The 20248-nt window shown below is 46.1% G+C and carries 19 protein-coding genes; 9 read left to right on the top strand and 10 right to left on the bottom strand.

Going from position 1 to position 20248, the window contains the following annotated elements:
* The 6 genes from truB to miaB all read right to left on the bottom strand — a co-directional run bounded on the left by truB (position 1) and on the right by miaB (position 5479).
* The gene (truB, locus tag QVD32_RS07440; RefSeq protein WP_008862961.1) at positions 1-720 is read right to left on the bottom strand and encodes a tRNA pseudouridine(55) synthase TruB; all 720 of its coding nucleotides are present in this window, start codon (positions 718-720) and stop codon (positions 1-3) included.
* Positions 721-730: 10 nt separating this feature from the next.
* On the bottom strand, positions 731-1528 hold the full coding sequence (locus QVD32_RS07435; RefSeq protein ID WP_008862962.1) for an undecaprenyl-diphosphate phosphatase: 798 nt from the start codon (positions 1526-1528) through the stop codon (positions 731-733).
* A gap of 26 nt (positions 1529-1554) precedes the next feature.
* Complete coding sequence (locus QVD32_RS07430) at positions 1555-1821, bottom strand: DUF3098 domain-containing protein (protein ID WP_008862963.1); 267 nt, start codon at positions 1819-1821, stop codon at positions 1555-1557.
* 14 nt (positions 1822-1835) lie between these two features.
* Positions 1836-2717 carry a cell division protein FtsX gene (locus QVD32_RS07425; protein ID WP_021891771.1) on the bottom strand — a complete coding sequence of 294 codons (882 nt, stop codon included), beginning with the start codon at positions 2715-2717 and terminating at the stop codon, positions 1836-1838.
* Between the two features lie 192 nt (positions 2718-2909).
* A complete protein-coding gene (locus QVD32_RS07420) occupies positions 2910-4100 on the bottom strand; it encodes an MFS transporter (protein ID WP_021891770.1) in 1191 nt (396 codons plus the stop codon).
* A 14-nt stretch (positions 4101-4114) separates the two neighbouring features.
* Entirely contained in the window at positions 4115-5479 is a 1365-nt protein-coding gene (gene miaB / locus QVD32_RS07415; RefSeq protein WP_021891769.1) for a tRNA (N6-isopentenyl adenosine(37)-C2)-methylthiotransferase MiaB, read from the bottom strand.
* Between the two features lie 259 nt (positions 5480-5738).
* Between miaB and QVD32_RS07410 the strand changes: the two genes are divergently transcribed.
* The 3 genes from QVD32_RS07410 (at position 5739) to QVD32_RS07400 (ending at position 8169) form a co-directional block, all read left to right on the top strand.
* Entirely contained in the window at positions 5739-6227 is a 489-nt protein-coding gene (locus tag QVD32_RS07410; RefSeq protein ID WP_021891768.1) for a pseudouridine synthase, read from the top strand.
* A gap of 57 nt (positions 6228-6284) precedes the next feature.
* Positions 6285-7775 carry a butyryl-CoA:acetate CoA transferase gene (locus tag QVD32_RS07405; RefSeq protein WP_008862968.1) on the top strand — a complete coding sequence of 497 codons (1491 nt, stop codon included), beginning with the start codon at positions 6285-6287 and terminating at the stop codon, positions 7773-7775.
* 76 nt (positions 7776-7851) lie between these two features.
* Positions 7852-8169: a hypothetical protein gene (locus QVD32_RS07400; RefSeq protein ID WP_021891767.1), complete on the top strand. Its 318-nt coding sequence runs from the start codon at positions 7852-7854 to the stop codon at positions 8167-8169.
* 93 nt (positions 8170-8262) lie between these two features.
* On the opposite strand, the gene QVD32_RS07395 is transcribed toward QVD32_RS07400, so the two are convergent.
* Positions 8263-10245 carry a glucosamine-6-phosphate deaminase gene (locus tag QVD32_RS07395; RefSeq protein WP_008862969.1) on the bottom strand — a complete coding sequence of 661 codons (1983 nt, stop codon included), beginning with the start codon at positions 10243-10245 and terminating at the stop codon, positions 8263-8265.
* Positions 10246-10424: 179 nt separating this feature from the next.
* Here QVD32_RS07395 and nagB point away from each other — a divergent pair, with 179 nt between their 5' ends.
* Positions 10425-11234, top strand: coding sequence for a glucosamine-6-phosphate deaminase (nagB, locus tag QVD32_RS07390; RefSeq protein ID WP_046412085.1), 810 nt, complete (start codon positions 10425-10427; stop codon positions 11232-11234).
* Positions 11235-11302: 68 nt separating this feature from the next.
* Here the strand turns inward: nagB and queG are convergent, their stop codons facing one another.
* From queG to QVD32_RS07375, 3 genes are all read right to left on the bottom strand, one after another.
* Positions 11303-12256, bottom strand: a complete 954-nt coding sequence (queG, locus tag QVD32_RS07385; RefSeq protein WP_008862971.1) for a tRNA epoxyqueuosine(34) reductase QueG — start codon at positions 12254-12256, stop codon at positions 11303-11305.
* A complete protein-coding gene (locus tag QVD32_RS07380; protein WP_008862972.1) occupies positions 12231-12839 on the bottom strand; it encodes a polysaccharide deacetylase family protein in 609 nt (202 codons plus the stop codon). The genes queG and QVD32_RS07380 overlap by 26 nt, the downstream gene beginning before the upstream one ends.
* Positions 12840-12918: 79 nt before the next feature.
* Positions 12919-16173, bottom strand: coding sequence for a protein O-mannosyl-transferase family (locus QVD32_RS07375; protein WP_118686997.1), 3255 nt, complete (start codon positions 16171-16173; stop codon positions 12919-12921).
* Positions 16174-16469: 296 nt separating this feature from the next.
* Here QVD32_RS07375 and QVD32_RS07370 point away from each other — a divergent pair, with 296 nt between their 5' ends.
* The 5 genes from QVD32_RS07370 (at position 16470) to QVD32_RS07350 (ending at position 20245) form a co-directional block, all read left to right on the top strand.
* Entirely contained in the window at positions 16470-17480 is a 1011-nt protein-coding gene (locus QVD32_RS07370) for an NAD-dependent epimerase/dehydratase family protein (RefSeq protein ID WP_118686998.1), read from the top strand.
* 70 nt (positions 17481-17550) lie between these two features.
* Complete coding sequence (locus QVD32_RS07365) at positions 17551-18138, top strand: LOG family protein (RefSeq protein WP_008862975.1); 588 nt, start codon at positions 17551-17553, stop codon at positions 18136-18138.
* A 2-nt stretch (positions 18139-18140) separates the two neighbouring features.
* Complete coding sequence (locus QVD32_RS07360; protein ID WP_118686999.1) at positions 18141-19019, top strand: DUF4271 domain-containing protein; 879 nt, start codon at positions 18141-18143, stop codon at positions 19017-19019.
* Positions 19016-19765 carry a uroporphyrinogen-III synthase gene (locus tag QVD32_RS07355; RefSeq protein ID WP_008862977.1) on the top strand — a complete coding sequence of 250 codons (750 nt, stop codon included), beginning with the start codon at positions 19016-19018 and terminating at the stop codon, positions 19763-19765. Before QVD32_RS07360 ends, QVD32_RS07355 begins: the two co-directional genes overlap by 4 nt.
* 81 nt (positions 19766-19846) lie before the next feature.
* Positions 19847-20245 carry a ribonuclease P protein component gene (locus QVD32_RS07350; RefSeq protein WP_118687000.1) on the top strand — a complete coding sequence of 133 codons (399 nt, stop codon included), beginning with the start codon at positions 19847-19849 and terminating at the stop codon, positions 20243-20245.
* Positions 20246-20248: the final 3 nt, after the last annotated feature.

Here is a 20248-nt window from a genome sequence, read left to right as displayed (position 1 = left end):
TTATTCTTTTTTCTCTTCTTCCAAAACGGGTTCCACGTCTATATGGTCTATCATGTCGGCGACCTGTTCGACCGAAAGGCAATCGGCAAGAGTCACGTCGCCCACTCGTGTACGGATCAATCCCACAAGGTGGGCTCCACTACCGAGCGCCTCTCCGATGTCACGAGCCAAAGCCCGAATATAAGTTCCCTTGCTGCACACGACCCTGATTTTGATTTCGGGCAATTCGCAAGAAAGCAGCTCTATTTCGTCAATAACCAATTCTTTGGGCTTCAAATCGACCGCCTGCCCTTTACGGGCCATATCGTACGCTCGGCGGCCATCGACTTTACAAGCCGAATAAGAGGGCGGTATCTGCATAATCGAACCGACAAATCGAGGTAAAGTTCGCTCTACACTTTCACGGGTGATATGTTCATGGGGATAAACGCCATCTATCTCTGTTTCCAAATCGAACGACGGTGTCGTCGCTCCCAGACGCAAAGTCGCTATATACTCTTTGGTCTGATATTGAAATTCTTCTATCCGTTTCGTCGCCCGTCCCGTGCATATAATCATCACGCCCGTAGCCAACGGATCGAGAGTTCCCGCATGCCCCACCTTCAATTTTTTTTGTTTGATACGGCGGAGTATACGCAACCGTATGCGCTTGACCACATCGAACGAAGTCCAATGAAGCGGTTTGTCGATATATATGATTTCGCCTTCGTTAAAGTCCATATCGGCGATATTAGTGAACAAGCGAATAAATTATAGCACAAGCTCCCATCGCCACACAATAGATAGCAAAATACACTAATTTGCCATTATTGACTAAACGGAGCATCCACTTACACGCCAAACACCCCGACACGAATGCGGCAAGAAATCCGATAATCATCACCGGTATGGACAATCCCGACTCCGCAGGAGAAAACCCTCCTTTCATCAAATCAAGAAGAGCCTCGCCCAAAATAGGAATAATCACCATAAGAAACGAGAATCGGGCCACCTGTTCTTTTTTGTTTCCCAGCATGAGTCCGGTCGCAATAGTCGTACCGGAACGCGAAAGTCCGGGTAAAACGGCTACCGCCTGCGAGAGACCGATGATGAATGCATCTCGATAAGATATATCTTCTTTCACCCGAGGCCGGGCATAATAGGCGAATGTCAACAACGCCGCAGTTACCAGCAACATGATGCCGACTAATAACAAACCGTTGCCAAAAAACGATTCTACATAGTCTTTCAGGAACAGCCCTACGATACCTACCGGTATCATGGACAAAGCTATTTTTGCCAGATATTTCGTTTCGCTATTCCACGTAAAACGGAAAAGTCCACGAAACAAAATCTCCACTTCCTTCCATAGCACAACAATCGTACTACATACTGTCGCCGTATGCACCAACACGGCAAAAGTGAGGTTTTCTTCACCTTGTATACCGAACAATGCATTCGCGATTTCGAGGTGTCCGCTGCTACTTACCGGCAGATATTCGGTGAGCCCTTGTACGAGGCCCAATATAAGAGACTCTAACCAAGTCATAATGTGATACAATAAAATTAACGATATTATTTCGAATTACGCATGATCGCATAGACCATGAAAACGAAACCTGCAAAAGCTATACCGGGCGCCAACACGATACGACGGAAACTAAATATATCGGGGTTATAGGCCTCCGGTGTAGTACCGGGCCCCAGCATAAGCAGGAAACCGACGACGATCACAACGAACGCCACAGCTATAAGTATAATATTAGTCTTGCCGAGGGCAAACTCCGTTTTCTTTTGCTCTCCCGGAACAACGGACTCAGATTTCATTTTCTTAGATTCCATACATAAAAGTTTTTTCAAATATAATACAGGTCATCTCTATCCATACGAATATAACGATTAACAGCCCAATAAGCCGAAACCGCCGTTAAGATAATCCCTAAAATCAAAACCGACAAAAAGACCAATACCATCATGGGAACAGACAGCAGGGTCGTGAAGTTCTCCATCTCGGACATCAGATAATATATGCAACCCGAAAGCAACAACATAGCTATTACCGATGCAACGATACCGTTAATCACATTGGAAACGATAAAGGGCCGACGAATGAATGCCGGTGTAGCCCCCACCAGTTTCATCGTGTGGATAAGAAAACGCTTGGAGTAAGCTCCTAATCGAATCGTATTGCTTATCAACGCAAACGAAATGAGCATGAGAACTATCGCCAATGCCAATAACACCAGTCCTATACGACTCATATTGTCATTGACCGACTGGATAAGGTCTTTCTGATAAAGAATATCGCTGACGATCACTTGCCCCCGGAGATTTTTTTCAATGACGGCCAAACTGTCGGTATTGGCATAATCGGCTTTCAATTTAACCTCAATAGACGATTGAAGCGGATTGACTCCCAACACGTCCTCGGGATTTTCTCCCAACTCGATCATCACCTCTTTCAAGGCATCTTCCTTCGATATATACTGCGCCGCCTTCACATATTTGGAACGTTCGAGCATTCTTTGCAGTTGATGCACCTGACGCTCGCCGGCCGATTCGTTCAAGACAATGGAGAAACCTATGTTTTCTTTGACATGACGGGATAGATTAGTCGCTAAAAATCCCATCAAAACCATAATCCCCAAGATAAAAAGAACCAATGAAACGCTCAATGTCGAAGTCATTCGGGCATTCAGAAAAGAAATCCGTTTGCTGAAAGAAGCCTTATTGTTCATATCTCTCTTTTTTACCAAATCGATGCACCTTTTTATGAGGGAAAGAACCTCTGTTAATAACTATTTCGACATCATTATCCCCTCTCTTTTTTTCATATCGGAAAGCAAAAGGATAGTTTTAGCCCAAATTTTATGCAAAATAAAGTCTATATCGTTGAATTCGCTTCTTTTATTCACATATTTTAATAAATTCTATCTCAACTTATGATTTTCGAAATGCGCCGCCGTTTTCATTTTAAAGAGTACATACCCTATGGCACACAACACACAAGCCGTCGCATAGACCGTTGCATAATTCGATACTTCGGCTATCTGTCCACCGATGAGAACACCCAGCCCAACCCCTAAATCCCAAGCGGTAAGATAGGTGGAATTGGCTGTTCCCCGTTGATTATTGGGAGCCAGATTGATAAACATGGTCTGATAGGCCGGACAAATACAGCCATAGCCCAACCCCAAAATAACAGCCGCCCCATAGTACCCCCATTCATTACGCACGGCTACAAAAATCAGATAGCCCAGCAAAGAGAGCAACATGCCGACAAGGATATTACGGGTGACATATCCCCGGTTAAGCCAACGGCCCGAAGTGAGCCTCGACAAAATCAACCCTACGGCCAACAAAACAAAGAAAAAACCAGCTCCCGAATCGATACCCAACTCTTCTTTACCATAGACAGCAAGATAGGTGGAAAGCACACCGTAACTGAACGAGAAAAATATAAGCGTCAAAGCCTCGGGCATTCCCTTCAAAAGCAGGAAACGGTCGAGCGAAACCGGCGGCTTTTCAAGTATCGGCTCGCGGCGATAGGGCATTCGAATAGTCGAAACGCATATCAGCCCGATCGTGGCAGAAACCATCGAAAGCAAAAATATATAATCGAAATTGGCAAAAGAATCGTGAATATAAAGCGACAACGTAGGCCCGACGGCCATAGCCAAATTGTTGCTTACTCCGTAATATCCTATGCCTTCGCCCCTACGGGACGACGGCATGACATCGATAGCCACCGTGCTATTGGATACGGTAAGAAGCCCGAACGCTATCCCGTGCCCGGCACGAATAATGGCGAATAACAAGAGCGTACCGGCCAACAGATATCCCCCGAAAAAAAGGAGAAAAGTGAAATAGCAGATAAGCAGCAGTTTTTTACGGGGAAAGGTATCGACCATATACCCGGCGAACGGACGTATCATCAGCGCCGTGATGGTATAGGAAGACAATATGAATCCTGCCGTCGAACGGCTTGCTGCGAACGCTTCGCTCAAATACATGGGCAAAACAGGCAACAACAAATAAAAAGCAAAAAAAAGCAGGAAATTCCCGGCAGCCACCGCACAGAAGCTATGTGTCCACAATTTCTCACGAACGACCTTTTCCATCGACTTTTTTCATTTTATTCAAGCGCCTCGCCCAACAGAGTGGCTGATGATGCATCGTTCACTTTTACCCGGACAAACTCTCCTATGCGATGACTACCTTTATCGAAAACAACAACCTTATTCTGCGATGTGCGACCGAACAACTGTTCGCGAGAACGTTTTGAAAAACCTTCTACCAAAACCTCGAACTCTTTGCCGATATCCTTGCGGTTGCTTTCGAGAGAAAGCTCGTTCTGCAAATCGATCATACGTTGCAAACGAGCAATTTTCACTTCCTCGGGAATATCGTCGGGCAAGTGTTTGGAGGCATACGTTCCGGGGCGTTCGGAGTATTTGAAAAGAAACGAGGAATCGAATCCCACCTCTCGCATCAAATCGAGAGTCTCTTCAAAATCGGCATCGGTTTCAGAGTGAAATCCGCTGAACATGTCGGTCGTAATGCCGCAATCGGGTAAAATACGGCGAATAGCGGCAATACGGTCGAGATACCATTCCCTCGTATATTTCCGGTTCATCAACTTCAAAATGCGATTGCTCCCCGACTGCACCGGAAGGTGTATGTGACGGCACACATTGGGGTAAGCAGCGATAATTCTCAGAGTCTCGTCGCTCATATCCTTAGGGTGGGAGGTCGTGAAACGCACCCTCATACCTTCTGCCGACTGCGCCACCAACGCCAACAGTGCCGGAAAATCGACAACAGTCCCATCGGGACGTTCATATCGATAGGAATTTACGTTTTGTCCCAACAAAGTCACCTCTTTAAAACCCTTGATTTTCAAGTCGGCCAACTCGCCGAGAATGCTCTCGGGCTCGCGGCTACGCTCACGACCGCGTGTGTACGGGACTATACAATAGGAGCAAAAATTATTGCACCCTCGCATAATCGAAATGAATCCCGAAATACGGTTATGACCGATACGGGAAGGTATAACCTCCCGATAGGTCTCGGTCGTGGAAAGCTCCACATTCACGGCTTTTTCTCCCCGTTCGGCAGCTCCGACCAAGTTAGGTAAATCGAGATACGAATCGGGACCGACCACGAGATCTACGCCGTTTTCGGTAATCAACTGTTCGCGAACCCTTTCGGCCATACAACCTAAAACCCCTATCACCAAAGATTTCTTATGTTTACGCAACGATTGAAAATAGGACAATCTCGAAAGGACCTTTTGCTCGGCGTTATCCCGAATGGAACAGGTATTGACAAATATGGCATCGGAGTCTTCGATCGTATCACAAAGCGTATAGCCTGCCATCTGCATAATCGAAGCGACCACTTCGCTGTCGGCCACATTCATCTGACAGCCATAAGTCTCTATAAACAGTTTCTTCTCCTCTCTTTTTTCAAAAGTATCTTTATTCGATATATTTTTCATTCTATCTGTTTTTCCTTTCGTTTAATTTTAATTTATAAAAAATTCATTCAGAAAAGTAATATTTTTATCATTAAAATTTGTTTTTAAAAAAATATTGTTTTTCTTTGCATACACATTACATGAAATTTTTTCATAGTTAAGGTTTAGGTTAAATCGGCTAAGAGTTGTTGAGAAACAGCTCTTAGTTATTTATAGAGTCCTAAAATTTGGAAGATTCTCAATAAAACTCTATATTTGAGGACAAAATTACAAAAAAGAGATGGATTTTTCAGAGATAATCGTCACCATAATCATCAGTTTGGTCATTATCGCTATTAACGCCCTGGGATCAAAAAAGAAACAAGAGGTTAAAAACCAGCAGGGAGAACGACCTCTACAAGATACCGAATCCCATGAGACGACCGATGAACCGTGGGGCGAAACTCGGACTTTAACCATAGACGATATATTCAAAGAGCTGCGGAAAGCGAAAGAAGAAGCAGAGCAGGAAGACGACTATATCCCAAAGGCCAAGAAAAAGCCACAGACACAAATACTCGAAAGACCGGCAGAAAAAACGCCGGAACCGATAATCCCCTCCACAATGCCGGAGAAAGAAGGTGTAGCGGTTTTTACTCATACCGTGCCGCCTATAACATCGTTACAGCACACCGATTACGATACTGCCGGAGAGAACCCTATCGATGTAAAGGACATAGATTGGCGTAAAGCCGTTATCGCATCGGAAATTCTAAATCGAAAATATTGAACCAGATAAAAACCTTAACCTTGAAATTTCTCAAAAACAACAAAATTTTTCGTAGATATGGCATTTAAATTTATCACCGCAGAAGAAGCGGCTGAATTCATTCATCACAACGACAATGTCGGATTCAGCGGATTTACCGCAGCAGGAACTCCCAAAGTAGTTTCCGTCGCTCTTGCAAAAAAAGCAGAAGCAGAGCATGCCGCAGGTCGCCCTTTCCAAATCGGAGTTTATACAGGAGCATCGACCAGTGATTACATCGACGGTGCTTTAAGTCGGGCAAAAGCAATCAAAAGCCGTACGCCTTATCAATCACACAAAGACTCCCGCGAAGCGATCAACAACAACGAAATCGCCTATTTCGATTTACACTTGTCTCACCTTGCGCAAACCCTTCGTTACGGATTTCTCGGTAAAGTAGATGTCGCCGTCATAGAAGCGACCGATGTGACTCCCGACGGCGAAATTTTATTAGGACCCGGTGTAGGCGCCACACCGACTTTCTGCTCTCTGGCCGAAAAAATAATTATCGAGTTGAACCACCATGATCCCAAAGAGCTGCGTGGCATGCACGATATATATCAACCATTGGACCCGCCCTATCGTCGGGAAATTCCCATCTATAAACCGAGCGACCGTATCGGTGTACCTGTTGTCAAAGTAGACCCGAAAAAAATCATCGGTATCGTCGAAAGCGACAAACGAGACGGCGTGAAACCATTCGCTCCGGTAGATGAGGTTACCATGAAGATAGGAAACAATGTCTGCAACTTCCTCGCACAACAATTAAAATCGGGCTTGATTCCTCCCCAGTTCCTGCCTTTGCAGTCGGGTGTAGGAAACATCGCCAACGCTGTTTTGGCCTGCTTAGGTTCGAATCCCGACATTCCAGCCTTCGAAATGTACACCGAAGTCGTACAGGATGCCGTTATCGATTTGATGAAAGAGGGAAAATGTAAATTCGCCAGCAGCTGCTCCCTCACCGTGAGCGACGACAAGTTAAACGAGGTATTCCAAAATATCGGATTCTTCCACGACAAAATCATACTTCGTCCGGGAGAAATCACCAACAACCCCGAAGTCGTACGCCGTCTGGGACTGATTACAATGAATACAGCTCTCGAAGCAGATATCTTCGGTAACGTAAACTCCACGCACGTCACAGGAACCAAGATGATGAACGGCATAGGCGGCTCGGGCGACTTCACACGCAACGCTTATCTGTCGATATTTACTTGCCCTTCGACAGCCAAAGGCGGAAAGATAAGCGCCATCGTCCCTATGGTATCGCACCTCGACCACAGCGAACACTCGGTACAGGTACTCATTACCGAACAAGGTGTCGCCGATTTGAGAGGGAAATCGCCCATTCAACGGGCTCACGCCATTATCGAAAACTGCGCTCACCCCATGTACAAAGAACTGTTATGGGATTACCTTAAACTGGGTAAAGGACACACGCCTCACCGCCTGAACGCCGCATTCGCATTCCACAACGAATTTTTGAAATCGGGCGACATGGCTCTTACCAACTGGGCCGATTACGAATAAAATCCACTTCTATATAGACAGGGCTGCCTAATGAATTTTAGGCAGCCCTGTCTATATTCCACAACGAAAAAGCGATATGAAGCGAATACATCGTATCTTGTTAAACCTATTTCCCATATACGCCCTTTTAACCATCGGCTGCTTTTCATCGTGCCGCACCGCCCACATACCGGAAAAGCAAGAGACCGCTATCTCCGGTAATGTCCTCATCGTATTCTATGACGCCGAAATGGGAAAAAGCGATTTGCTGAGCGCCGCAAAAAAATATGGTTCAAGGATCATCTATTCATATAAAAATTTTAACGGCATCGCCATAACTTTACCTTCTGACAAAGGGGTAGAGGAATCGATACGATATTATCAACGGGTAAAGGGCGTATTGTCCGCCGGATAGAAACTTGGAATTGAACGAAACCAAAACGCCCATAAAATAAGAAGGAGGAAGCTGTCCGCTTCCTCCTTCTTCTATACCAAGATAACCGTTAAACTATCGAATGGGGTGATATTCCACAAAAGCCTCTATGGCCTCGTACGAAGCCAACCCTAAGCTGGCATAAAGATCGGCCGTAGCTTTGTTGCGGTCTTCGGCACGTTGCCAGAACAGACGTTCGTCATCTCCCAAGAAAGGAGCACTCTCCATCTGCGACTGGTGTTTGAGGATAGAGTTACGTTTCTGACGCAATTCCTCGGGGCTAAGAGGAACGGCCATTTCGATATGGTCGATTTCCCATTCGGCCCATGCACCACGGTACATCCAGATGCGGCAATCTTTCATCCAATCTTCGTCCTTGATTTCGTCGATAGCGGCGAGAACGGCATCGAGACAAACTTTGTGAGTTCCGTGCGGGTCGGCCAAATCGCCGGCAACGAAAATCTGATGGGGTTTCACCGATTCGATCAAATCTTTTACAATTTGTATATCGGCTTCGGAGAGATCGCCTTTTTTAATGGTTCCGGTCTCATAGAACGGCAGGTTGAGGAAGTGTACGTTCTGCGGTTTAATACCGATATAGTTACATGCCGTACGTGCCTCGCCTTGACGAATCATCGTCTTGATGAAACGAATATCGGGCGTATCGGATTCCCCGTCTTTCTTCTTACCGATGAATTTATGTATCTCGTTGCTTTTCTTCAAAAGCTCGGGAGTATCGAATTTGAATTTCTTGGCAATGTTGTCGATCAGCATGATGTAACGCATCATATCTTCGTCACCCACGGCGATATTACCCGAAGTTTCGTATGCCACGTGTACATCGTGCTTCTGGTCGGCCAATCGTTTGAGTGTGCCGCCCATCGAAATCACATCGTCATCGGGGTGCGGGCTGAATACGATCACTCGTTTGGGATAAGGTTTGGCACGCTCCGGACGGAATGTATCGTCGGCGTTGGGTTTCCCTCCGGGCCAACCGGTAATCGTGTGTTGTAACGAATTGAAGATGCGGATATTGACATTATAGGCCGATCCGAAAAGGGCTACCAATTCGCTCAATCCATTGTCGTTGTAATCTTTGTCGGTTAATTTCAAGATGGGTTTTCCTGTCACCTTGCATAGCCAAACGATAGCCCGACGAATGAGCTTCTCGTCCCATTCGCACGACGTTACCAGCCACGGACGACTGATACGCGTCAAAGCCTCGGCAGCCGACAAATCGAGTACGATTTTCGCCCGACGATGGGTTTGCAGGAACGAAGAGGGTATCAAATCGGTAATGTCACCTTCGATCGTGCGTTTCACGATGTTGGCCTTATTTTCACCCCAAGCGACACAAACGATACGACGAGCCGACATCAAATTGGATATACCCAACGTAACGGCGCTGCGGGGAACATTCTCGCTCGAATTGAACTGCGACGATGCCATGTGGCGAGCATCGCTACCGAGCAGCATCAGACGGCAGGAAGAGTTGAGCTGCGAACCCGGTTCGTTAAATGCCAGATTTCCGACCGCACCGATCTCGCACAAAGCTAAATCGATACCACCGCAAGCCTCTATTTCTTCTTCGTAATTTTTACAATACTGGTACACATCTTCTTTCGATACCAACTTACCGGGCGAATGAATATTCTCGGGATCGATATTCACCTTGTCGAGCAACAGCTCTTTCAACAGGCTCATCGTCCCGGGAGCTCCTTCTGCCAAAGGATAATATTCCCCGATATTGAATACTATGACATTCGAGAAACTGACTTCGCCGGCCTGATACATGCGTACCAATTCGGCATAAACGGCGTGAGTACCGACACCCGAACCCAAAGCGAGCACACAATGACGATGCTCTGCCTTGCATTTCTGTATCAATTCCGCTACGTCATGAGCTACATACACCGACCCTTCCTCAGAGCCTTCGAAGATTTTGGTGTAAACTTTCTCGTCTCGTGTAAGAGCCGCAAGTTCCAACTCACCATCAGGAGCATAATACCTTTTGGGTATCCGATCCAGTTTAATCTGAGAACTTAGATTTGTTTTCATCGCGATAGTTTTTTTAAGTTACAAACTTAATGATTCCTTTACACTTTTTCCACACAAAAAAGGTAAAAAATCACGGAATCACTTTCGATTTTTAGAAAAATACACAAAATTTTCACATACACATCTGTACTTCCCAAAAAATGATTACTTTTGGGGAAAGCTAAAATTATATACAAATCATGAGACTGATTATCGAACCAACCTATGATGCCGTTTCTCGTTGGGCCGCTAATTATGTGGTATCGTGCATCAATAAGTTCAAACCGACAGAGGATAAACCTTTCGTACTGGGTCTTCCCACAGGGTCGTCGCCTCTGGGCATGTATAAACATTTGATAGAATTGAACCGTAAAGGTGTCGTTTCGTTCCGTAATGTCGTGACTTTCAACATGGACGAATATTGCAATCTGCCCGAAGACCACGAACAAAGTTACCATACGTTCATGTGGAGCAATTTCTTCTCCCACATCGATATTCGCCCGGAAAACGTGAATATACTCAACGGCAACGCTGCCGACCCCGAAGAAGAATGCGCCCGCTATGAAGCCAAAATAGCATCTTACGGGGGTATCGAACTGTTCCTCGGCGGTGTAGGTCCCGACGGCCATATCGCTTTTAACGAACCGGGGTCTTCGTTAACGTCACGCACCCGCGTAAAAACACTGACCCAAGACACGATTATCGCCAACTCCCGTTTCTTCGGAGGCGATACCCATCTTGTTCCCAAAACGGCTCTCACCGTAGGTGTCGGTACTATCATGTCGGCCCGGAATGTCCTTATCATCGTTAACGGGCACAACAAAGCCAAAGCCTTGCAACAAGGCGTAGAAGGCGGCATTTCCCAAATGTGGACGATCACGGCTCTGCAAATGCACCCCAAAAGCATCATTGTCTGCGACGACGCCGCAACAGCCGAATTGAAGGTGGGTACTTACAAGTATTTCCTCGACATCGAGAAAAACAACCTCGACCCTGACAGCTTATTATAGGACTTGTCTTAATCACATAATAAGAGAGGCTTCGCCGTGGCGAAGCCTCTCTTAATTTATACATAACATCATTCTATGGGGGACTTTCTGTTTTTCTTCCAAATCTCGAAATTTCGTTTCAGTCCGGCATATTTAGCTCTTTTGACAGCCGAATGGCGAAATATCCGATTGAAATCATCGGGTGTCATCGTTTCGAATCGGGAAGCATCGAGAGCAAGAAATTCTTCGCTGGGTGCAAATTCGTGATGCACAGAAGGTCGAGCCGATTTATTCCACGGGCAACATTGCTGACAGGTATCGCATCCATATACCCGATCGCCCATTCTATCGGCTACGAAAGGAGCTATATCCCCCTTGTTCTCGATGGTTTGACAAGAGATACACAGGCGGGCATCCACACTCCCCGGAGCGTACAACGCCCCGGTGGGACAACTGTCCATACAACGAGAACAATCGCCACATCGAGCAACGACCGGACTATCGGGAGGAAGATCCAAAGAAGTTATCAATTCTCCCAAGAAGAAGAAAGAGCCTTTACCGGGAATAATCAACTGGGCATTTTTCCCGATAAAGCCGAGACCTGCACGAACCGCCCAATAACGTTCCCGCACCGGAGCCGTATCGCAACAGACCCTCCCCGTATCCCCAGAATAGGACGAAACAAAAACGGCCAACTGCCTCAGCTTATCCCGCATCACATCGTGATAATCCCAACCATAGGCATAATAAGCGAACCGGGGACTTTCACCAGACTGAAAGCGAACCGGATAGTAGTTGAGTGCCACACAAATCATCGTGCGGGCTCCGGGATATAACAACGCCGGATTATCCCTCAACTCCACATAATTGTCCAAATAACCCATTTGCGCCTGTTTCCCGGAAGCGAGCCACTGCCGGTAGCTATCGCGCATATCGACATCGACCTCTTCCACCCTTGCGAAGCCACAGGCATCGAAACCGATACGCAAAGCTTCGTTTCGTATGATCTCACGCCATTCAGAGGGTTTTGAACAAGAAGCCATTCTCTCTAAGCCAATTTATCGTCCTCGGCAACGCATAGTGCAAGTTTCGCTCTGCCTTAATCGAATCGTGAAACACGATGATGGAACCGTTGCGGGCATAACGTTTCACATTGCCGAACACCTGCTCACCCGACAATTTATTACTATAATCGCGCGTCACGACGTCCCACATGATAATGCTGAAATCTTTCTTCAACAATTTGGCTTGTCCGGGTAGCATGTGACCATGAGGGGGGCGAAACAACCGACTTTGAATAAGGTCGTGAGCATTCATGACATTCCGCACGTATTTTTCGGGAGACATCGACATTCCCTTCACGTGATTCATCGTATGATTCCCCACTTGATGCCCTCTGTCCCTGATCACCTGAAACAGATTGGGATTACGCGCGACATTGTCACCGACACAAAAAAACGTAGCTTTCACCTCGTAGTAATCGAGTACATCGAGAACCCACGGAGTAACTTGCGGAATGGGACCGTCATCGAAAGTGAGATATACGGTCTTTTTATCTCCCGGTATACGCCAAATCGTTTCGGGAAACAACATGCGATAAAAAAACGGGGGTTGCTCTATAAACATAACAAGTATATAACTGAAAAACGGGAGAGATCCGGAAAAGTATTTTTCCGACACCTCTCCCGAAAAGAATGTCTTTTATTTATTCTCGAATAGCAAATTTTTCTTCTATTCTTTTCTGTAATTCGGGAAGCTCATAAGATGTACTCATTTCATGTATCGCCTGAATGATATACAGATGTTTCTGATAATCGCTTCCTACGGAACGAAGCTGACCGGAAGTCAAGTCTTTATACCAATTCAGGTATCCGGCCGAATTGTCGAGTATCTCGGTCAACAAAGCCTCGCCTTTCGTTTTCTCTCCCAAATCGAGATAGGACTGCGCCAGCGAAATGGAGGTAAGGTCGTGAGTCACTTGCCAACCCGGAATCTTCTCCATAATCAAATCCAGTGCGGTCAATGCCTTATCGGTTTTCCCTTCGGCAATGAGTTGAACGACCAAATCGCCGAACATCATGCGATGCGTGTTGCACATGCGACGCACATTCTCGTCGAGATATAACGGGTGCTCGGGAGTTGCTTTATCGATTCCTCCCCAACGGAATTTATTGACCATATTGTCATACATCTTATCCGTATCGATGTTGTTGGAAACGCCTTTCAAAGGAACAACCTGATAAGCCAATCCGGTACGGGAGAAATAATCCTCCAAGCCCAGATAGTAACTACTACCCACCGTCACGGCAAAATAAACCGGACGTTTCCAACCCTGCATGGCATTGGTGTTGATAATGTCCAACGAAGCTATTTCGCTCATCGTAAAACCCCGCTTATTGGTAAAATCGGGAACAATGCGAGAAACGATACTATCTTTCAACTCAGGCGCTACCGTACCCGAAGCGACAGCCGCATCGGCGTTTACCGGGATATAGAGCTTGTTCGTGGGTAAATGGTTCAACTTTCCGTATCCGGGAACATCTTTCGTCCAATCCTCATCGCTATACAAATAGTCCAATCCATCGCTTACCGTAATAGAATCGGCCAACCGATTGATTACATAATTATAGGAACGCACGTCATAAGCGTATTTCGACTCATCGGCCGAAATGGGCAGCGGCGCCGATTCGTAGGCCGGACGTTTCATCTGGTCGATATACCAGTCGGTCTGTAAATAAGACAAATTGCAAACCCTTACATCGGTGCGATACCCTTCCACCTCCTGCACGTACCACAAGGGGAAAGTATCGTTATCGCCATTGGTAAAGATGATACCGTTTTCATCGACACTCGACAGATAGTTCATACCGAAATCGCGACAAACATATCGTCCCGAACGGTCGTGGTCGTCCCACGTCTGGCTTACCATCTGCAAGGGCACACACAAACATAGCAGCGCAGCCACAGCAGCGGTAATCGTACTCACGGGTTTTTCGTCGGTCGTTTTCAACAGATAATTCAATCCTCTCCACACGGCCGCAACACCCAATCCTATCCAGATAGCGAATGCGTAGAACGAACCGGCGTAGGCATAATCCCGTTCACGAGGCTGATAGGGGGTTTGATTCAAATAAATCACAATCGCTATACCGGTCATGAAGAACAGGAAGAATGTCACCCAAAAACTTTCGATACCTTTCTTACCGGAAAATGCCTGATAGAACAACCCGATCAGACCCAACAAAAGGGGCAGCATATAAAAGACGTTACGCCCTGCATTATTCTTCAAATCGTCGGGCAGATTGGTCTGGTCTCCCGCAATATGCTTGTCGATAAAATTGAAGCCACTGATCCAATTTCCGTTTTGCACCTCTCCATGTCCCTGTATATCGTTTTGTCGTCCGGCGAAGTTCCACATGAAATAACGCCAATACATGTAGTTCAACTGATAATCGAGGAAGAAAGCGAGATTCTCGGCAAAAGTGGGTTTCATGACCGTTTTAGTTCCTTCGGAAGTTCTCACCTGTACCGGACGACCTTTAAAATTAGTCCACTCTTTATATGCCGATATATGTTCCGATTTATCGCTATACATACGCGGGAACAGCATGTTCAACTCGGGTTGATACTCGTAATGTTCGTTATATCCGGTGACTATATAACGGTCTGCCTCGTCCTCCGATGTTTTCAGTTTTTTCTTCCAAATGGCTTTGCCCTTTGTCGATATGGCAGTCCCGTTGGCATCACGAGCGATTTCGGCCGGGAAAGTCTGTCCATAGAACAAAGGCCTGTCGCCATACTGTTCGCGGTTGAGATAACCGCCCAAACTAAATATATCTTCGGGCGAATTTTGATCCATCGGGGTATTGGCCGTCGAACGAATCACAATCAGCGCATATGAAGAATAACCGATAAAAATAACGAACAACGACAACAATATCGTATTCATGGCGACTACCGCCAGCTTTTTACGAGTAAACAAATAATAAGCCAACGCAGCCGTAAGGACAATACCGATAATATACCCGTCGCCGATAAAAGGAATACCCACCAATACGATACTTATCAAAAACGAAATCTTGATGAGCTTATCGCTGCGTTGAGCATACGTCTCATAAATGGCCCAAGCGATAACCCCGACAATGAGGAAGAAATAAAAAACCACTCCGCTGTTGAACGGTAAATGGAAAACATTGACGAACAACAATTCGACCCAACTGGCAACCTCGACAAAACCCGGAACTAGACCGTAAAGCAGAAGCACGATCAACACGAACGATACCAACAGGGCAATTAAAGAACCCTTTAAATCGGTATTTTTATACTTACGGTAATAATAAACCAATACGATGGCCGGGATACACAAAAGATTCAACAGGTGAACCGCAATCGAAACTCCTATGATATAGGCTATCAAAATAATGTAACGGTTGGCATGCGGCAGGTCGGCCACGCTTTCCCATTTGAGGATAAGCCAAAACACCAATGCGGTACAGAACGACGAATAGGCATAGACCTCGCCTTCCACCGCCGAGAACCAAAATGTATCGGACCACGCATAGGCCAAAGCTCCTACCAAACCGCAACCGAGAATTGCAATCATCTGCCCGAGCGACATCGTCTCCTCTGTCTCTCCATCACGCAAAACGATCTTTTGCGCCAAACGGGTGATCGTCCAGAACAACAACAGTATGGTGGCAGCGCTTAACAACCCCGACATAAGGTTTACCATATAGGCGACCTCGGAGGGAGAAGAAGCAAAATTGGCAAAGAATCGCGCCGTCAACATAAATATGGGATTACCCGGCGGGTGACCCACTTCCAACTTATAACCCGATGCTATAAACTCACCACAGTCCCAAAAACTGGCCGTGGATTCCAAAGTAAGGATATAGGTAACCGCCGCGATAACGAAGACTACCCACCCCAAAACATTGTTCAGTAATTTGTACCGTTTCATTTGTTATATTTATAATTTTTTCCTTTCATCTCGACCGAAAGCCTCGAACCCTTGTAATCCGCGACAAAGACAACACGCCCGACGGCAAAAACAGATTCATTTCGTCAATTATCGAAATCCGGTTTATTTTCACATTCCGGCTACAAAAATATTGCAAAGATAACAAAGATTGTCAATCTCCCCTCTTTATAAACTTTTTATAATAGTTTATCGGCTATATTTCACAAAATAACAGTATCGCTAATCCCATTTACAAGGTTTCTTATTACTTTTACACGCACAAACAAACAGCGTTTATGAGCATGAAAATTTTGATTACCGGAGCCGGCGGATTCATCGGCGGATTTATCGTCGAAGAGGCGCTGTCGCGAGGGTACGAAACTTGGGCGGGTGTGCGCAAAACGACTTCTCGCGAACATCTTTCCGACCCCGCAATCCGCTTTATCGACTTCAATTACGGTAACAAAAAAATTCTTACCGACCAACTACTATCGCATAAAGGGGAATACGGAGCATGGGACTACATCGTTTATAATCTGGGGGTTACAAAATGCAAAAATCCCGATGACTTCGATCGAATCAACTACGGCTTTGTGAAAAATTTCACCGAGGCCCTCGTCGAAACAGAAATGGTTCCTAAACAATTCATCATGACGAGCAGCCTCGGAGCATGGGGAGTCGGTGACGAAAAGAACTTCACCCCCATACGCCCCACCGACACTCCTCACCCCAATACCCGATACGGAAAAAGCAAGCTGAAAGCCGAGCGACATTTAGAATTGTTGGAAGGATTCCCCTACGTGGTCATGCGTCCCACCGGAGTATACGGCCCCTATGAGCGAGATTACTACCTGATGATGAAAAGTATCAAATACGGATTCGATTTCATCGTCGGGTTCAAACCTCAACTCATCACCTTCATTTACGTGAAAGATTTGGTACAAGCTATCTTCAAAGCCATAGACCGGGGAGTCGTTCGGCGGGGGTACTTCCTCTCGGAAGGAAAAGCATACACTTCGTCCCAGTTTCGCCGATATGTAGCGACCGCTTTGGGAAAGCGCAGGGTTGTCCCCGTCAAAATTCCAGTGTGGTTGCTTTGGGTCGTATCGGTCATTGCCGAAAAAGGAGCTATCGTGCTGGGAAAAACCAGCACATTAAATCGGGATAAATTCCGTATCATGAAACAACGCAACTGGATTTGCGACATTTCGGATGCTCAAAACGAGCTCGGTTTTTCTCCGCAATACAGCTTGGAACGAGGCGTGAACGAATGCGTGAAATGGTATCGCGAAAACAAATGGTTATAACGTCGCTTGTGCCGAAGGGTTCTCTTTCGGGAAAAAGCGTTAACTTTGCAACCGATTCAAATACGTGACAATGAAAAAGATAAAATCGGTTTGCGTTTATTGCGCATCCAGCTCTAAAATAAATCCTCGTTACTTCGAAGCCGCCCGCGAAACAGGCAGGCTTCTCGCACAAAACGGAATGCGATGCGTTTGCGGCGCCGGCAATCAAGGTCTGATGGGTACTCTGGCCGACAGTGTTCTCGAAAACGGAGGCGAAGTATTGGGTGTAATACCCCGGTTTATGATCGACGAAGGTTGGTGTCATAAGGGTTTGACCGAGACCATCGTGACCGCCGACATGCACGAACGGAAAGAACGTATGGCGCAAGAAGCCGATGCCGTCATCGCTTTACCGGGCGGTTGCGGAACGATGGAAGAGCTCTTCGAGATAATCACATGGAAACAACTCGGACTGTTTCTCAACCCCATCGTCATATTGAACATAGACGGATACTATAACCCGTTGATAGAAATGCTTCATAACGCCATCGGCGAAAACTTCATGAGGCAGGAGCACGCCCGCATGTGGCAAGTCGCGCAGACCCCCCAAGAAGCTGTCGACGCTATTCAAAACATGCCCGTATGGGATAAAAACATTCGCAAAATCGCAGCCATATAATCATGCCTGTCCCCGCCGCACATACCGCCACTCCTGCCGATACCGCGCAAGCCCAGTCGCCCGCCGGTACTCCCGAGGTTTTCGTGCCGCGATATATACATGGATTCGAGCGAAGCACTCCCTTGAAAGAGACCGATCCGCTGAAAGACCTGCAAGAAACCATAATCGCCATACCCGAAGGGTTCCCGTCTGAAAAAATACCCGAAACACCCATGAACGATCCCGTAATCGTCGGCCTCGTTCTCATCATTTTCTTGCTGTTCGCTTTCACGTTCAAAAAAGGAATCAAATACTTGGGTGAAGTGCTCCGCAATTCGCTCAACGTAAAGGAGAGACAAAACCTGTTCGACGACACGACCGTGAGAGAAACCCAACTCCGGGCCGTATTGTTGATCATGACTTTCATCTCCGAAGGCTTCTGCCTATTCGAACTTGTAAGTCGGCATATACCTTCCCTATCCGAAATAATCGGAATAGGGATTTGTTGCGGAGGAGTCATCGCATTTTGTTATTATTACCTTCAAAAATGGATTTATACCGGAATCGGGCGGTTATTTACCGATGCCACACATACCCGTAAATGGATAGACAGCTTCGTATCGATCAATTCCTTGATAGGCATTCCTCTCGCCTTGTCGATACTCGCGATGACCTTCATTCCTCCTTTGGAAAAAATCATGTTCGTCACAGCGGCACTTATCTATCTAATCTCTCGTATCTTGTTTATTTATAAAGGGTTTAAGATTTTTTACCGCAATATATTAGATTTATTCTATTTTATTGTGTACCTTTGTGCCCTCGAAATCACCCCCCTATTTTGGGTATATAGATCAAGTATATTGATATATAATTTTGTCGAACTAAAAATACAGCAGCTTTGAAAATTAAGAAAATTCTTGTTTCTCAGCCCAAGCCGAGTTCCGAAAAATCTCCCTACTACGATATTGCAGAAAAATATGGTGTAAATATCGTTTTTCGTCCTTTTATCAAAGTAGAAGGTCTGACCTCCAAAGAATTCAGACAGCAGAAAATATCCATACCCGAGTACACTGCCGTTATTTTCACGGCACGCACCGCTATCGACCATTTCTTCCGTCTGTGCGAAGAACTGCGTGTTACCATACCGGAAACGATGAAATACTTCTGTACGACAGAGGCCATCGCCCTTTATTTACAGAAATACATCATCTATCGCAAGCGCAAAATATTTTTCGGGAACTCTGGAAAGCTGGACGACTTAGTGCCTTCGTTGCTCAAACACTCCGGCGAAAAATTCCTCTTCCCAGTTTCCGATGTACATAAAGAGCAAACTTCTGTATTAGAGAAGCATAAAATCAACTATACGAAGGCCATTATGTACCGTACCGTAAGCAACGACTTCGGGCCCGATGAACCGTTCGATTACGATATGCTTCTGTTTTTCAGCCCGTCGGGTATCAAATCGCTGACCAAGAATTTCCCCGATTTCAAACAAGACGACATAAAAATCGGGACATTCGGCCCCACTACGGCACAAGCCGTACGGGATGCCGGTCTGAGACTCGACATCGAGGCTCCGTCACCCGGAGCTCCGTCGATGACCGCAGCCTTAGACCTCTTCTTAAAAGAACAAAGTAAAAAGAAATAAACCCTTTTTTACCCAAAACCCGAACCTCATAATCGTCTTTTACCGGAAGGAGGCGCTTATGAGGTTTTATTTTCAAAACCGATGAACGACCACAAACTCCCCAAAAACGAAAAGTTATGCAGCCGAACAGCAATCGACCGATTGTTTGCCGAAGGGAGTTCTTTTATCGTCTATCCGATTCGTGTCGTTTATCGCATAGACGACAGCGAAAGCGCTCCGCCACGTTTCTTTATCAATATCCCCAAACGAAATTTCAAACGCGCCGTCAAACGGGTATATTTGCGTCGCCGGATAAGAGAAGCCTATCGGCTCAACAAGCAGATTCTGACAGAACCGCTGTCGCGACAAAGCCGAACCGCACATTTAGCCTTTCTTTACCTCGATAAAAACCTGAACAATTTTCATTTTATAGAGAAGAAAGTCATTGAAATTCTGGAACGTCTGGCCCGGAAAATAGAATTGCAACAAACCCCGTCCTGACGT

It is taken from the genome of Barnesiella sp. (assembly GCF_022723415.1).
GTDB lineage: Bacteria > Bacteroidota > Bacteroidia > Bacteroidales > Barnesiellaceae > Barnesiella > Barnesiella intestinihominis.
The sequence above is the reverse complement of the archived record's forward strand: the minus strand, read 5'-3'. Positions and strand labels throughout refer to the sequence as shown.

What these genes read in the sequence shown, in the direction of transcription:
- truB (WP_008862961.1), bottom strand. Translation starts at nt 720, where the DNA reads ATGGACTTTAACGAAGGCGAAATCATATATATCGACAAACCGCTTCAT.
- QVD32_RS07435 (WP_008862962.1), bottom strand. Translation starts at nt 1,528, where the DNA reads ATGACTTGGTTAGAGTCTCTTATATTGGGCCTCGTACAAGGGCTCACC.
- QVD32_RS07430 (WP_008862963.1), bottom strand. Translation starts at nt 1,821, where the DNA reads ATGGAATCTAAGAAAATGAAATCTGAGTCCGTTGTTCCGGGAGAGCAA.
- QVD32_RS07425 (WP_021891771.1), bottom strand. Translation starts at nt 2,717, where the DNA reads ATGAACAATAAGGCTTCTTTCAGCAAACGGATTTCTTTTCTGAATGCC.
- QVD32_RS07420 (WP_021891770.1), bottom strand. Translation starts at nt 4,100, where the DNA reads ATGGAAAAGGTCGTTCGTGAGAAATTGTGGACACATAGCTTCTGTGCG.
- miaB (WP_021891769.1), bottom strand. Translation starts at nt 5,479, where the DNA reads ATGAAAAATATATCGAATAAAGATACTTTTGAAAAAAGAGAGGAGAAG.
- QVD32_RS07410 (WP_021891768.1), top strand. Translation starts at nt 5,739, where the DNA reads ATGGATTTTTCAGAGATAATCGTCACCATAATCATCAGTTTGGTCATT.
- QVD32_RS07405 (WP_008862968.1), top strand. Translation starts at nt 6,285, where the DNA reads ATGGCATTTAAATTTATCACCGCAGAAGAAGCGGCTGAATTCATTCAT.
- QVD32_RS07400 (WP_021891767.1), top strand. Translation starts at nt 7,852, where the DNA reads ATGAAGCGAATACATCGTATCTTGTTAAACCTATTTCCCATATACGCC.
- QVD32_RS07395 (WP_008862969.1), bottom strand. Translation starts at nt 10,245, where the DNA reads ATGAAAACAAATCTAAGTTCTCAGATTAAACTGGATCGGATACCCAAA.
- nagB (WP_046412085.1), top strand. Translation starts at nt 10,425, where the DNA reads ATGAGACTGATTATCGAACCAACCTATGATGCCGTTTCTCGTTGGGCC.
- queG (WP_008862971.1), bottom strand. Translation starts at nt 12,256, where the DNA reads ATGGCTTCTTGTTCAAAACCCTCTGAATGGCGTGAGATCATACGAAAC.
- QVD32_RS07380 (WP_008862972.1), bottom strand. Translation starts at nt 12,839, where the DNA reads ATGTTTATAGAGCAACCCCCGTTTTTTTATCGCATGTTGTTTCCCGAA.
- QVD32_RS07375 (WP_118686997.1), bottom strand. Translation starts at nt 16,173, where the DNA reads ATGAAACGGTACAAATTACTGAACAATGTTTTGGGGTGGGTAGTCTTC.
- QVD32_RS07370 (WP_118686998.1), top strand. Translation starts at nt 16,470, where the DNA reads ATGAGCATGAAAATTTTGATTACCGGAGCCGGCGGATTCATCGGCGGA.
- QVD32_RS07365 (WP_008862975.1), top strand. Translation starts at nt 17,551, where the DNA reads ATGAAAAAGATAAAATCGGTTTGCGTTTATTGCGCATCCAGCTCTAAA.
- QVD32_RS07360 (WP_118686999.1), top strand. Translation starts at nt 18,141, where the DNA reads ATGCCTGTCCCCGCCGCACATACCGCCACTCCTGCCGATACCGCGCAA.
- QVD32_RS07350 (WP_118687000.1), top strand. Translation starts at nt 19,847, where the DNA reads ATGAACGACCACAAACTCCCCAAAAACGAAAAGTTATGCAGCCGAACA.